A 1,202-nucleotide genomic window follows, 5' to 3' on the forward strand; every position below is an offset into this window, starting at 1 on the left:
TGGGAAGAATCTCTGCTCTGCCCTCCTGTTTTCCGCTCACCGACGAATGTTTCCGCAGACTGGTCTACGGCACTGCTTCGCTGACGCATGTTTTCCGTCTCCAACGCGGCCTTTTGTCCAAGCAATGCCTGATCATTCATCGGCCGCTGCTGGGACTCACTTTGGTATTTTCCTGCTTCGCTGGTGCGAGGTACGGCGATTTGCAATTCAACAGCCTTCAAGCTCATTGGACCACACCCTTTCCGATTGGGCATCCGTTCTGTCTTCCAAGGAATACAATGTTGAATGTTGTTTTTCAGTGTGCCGAATTACACGTAGGAGGACATGCTGATGTCTCCTTCGTGATAATAAAACGCCATTCTTTCCACTGAATCTTTAATGAATTTTGTATATCTGCCGATAACTATTTTAGAGCCACCGTAAATTACATTTTTCACTTCTACCCGTGCGCGGCTTGTATCCTCTAATGTTCGTTCAATTTCAAGCATTCTGGACTTGGTTTCCAAAAGCTCCTGTTCATTAGACTTTTTAGTAGATGTCAGCTTGATTCGCATAGCCATTCTTTCAGGTGCAAGCTGTCCGGCGGCGGCAAGCTGATCCAATATGGTAAGAGCCTTATTCGTTTTATCCTGACTGTCTGTCTGCTGCTTCAAACGTGCGCGGAGTTCTGTCAGTTCATCGCGCAGTTCGGGAAGCACACCAACTTCGATAACAGTAGCTGTGGACATCGTATTACCGATGGTACGAGCCACTACCTTTTTACCAGCTTGTACACTGCCACCTACGATAAGCCCTTTGGTCCCCTCACAGAGTACATTTACACTCGCTTTAATCTGGGAATGCATGATGCTCTGGGATACAAGTATATCGCCTCCGGCAATCACGTTACCATCTTGTATGAATGAGCATTTGACATTTTGTGCAGCTTTCACGAACCCCTTATGGTATCCGATAATACCGCCACTGATTTCCACTGAACCTTCCGCCTCAATTTCAGCGCCTTCCACACCACCGATGACACGAATGTCGCCAGCCGCCCGAACACGAAAACCAGTCAAGACATTCCCACGAATGACGACGGTTCCAACAAAATCAATGTTACCGACACTATAATCGACGTCCCCGTTCACTTCATATACAGGGAATACATTAAGTTTGCCCTTTTCAGTCGTAGTCACCAGTCCGTCAATAGCCGCATACAT

General features: G+C 47.2%; 2 protein-coding genes. Both read right to left on the minus strand.

Annotated features, from left to right (window positions below; genetic code table 11):
* The coding region (locus GRP75_RS27445; RefSeq protein ID WP_160790949.1) for a hypothetical protein at window positions 1-227 on the minus strand (227 nt) is incomplete at its 3' end.
* Window positions 228-308: 81 nt separating this feature from the next.
* Window positions 309-1,202: FapA family protein (locus GRP75_RS27450; protein ID WP_160790950.1), on the minus strand; the 894-nt coding region annotated here is incomplete at its 5' end.

It is taken from the genome of Paenibacillus sp. OT2-17 (assembly GCF_009827695.1).
GTDB lineage: Bacteria > Bacillota > Bacilli > Paenibacillales > Paenibacillaceae > Paenibacillus > Paenibacillus polymyxa_B.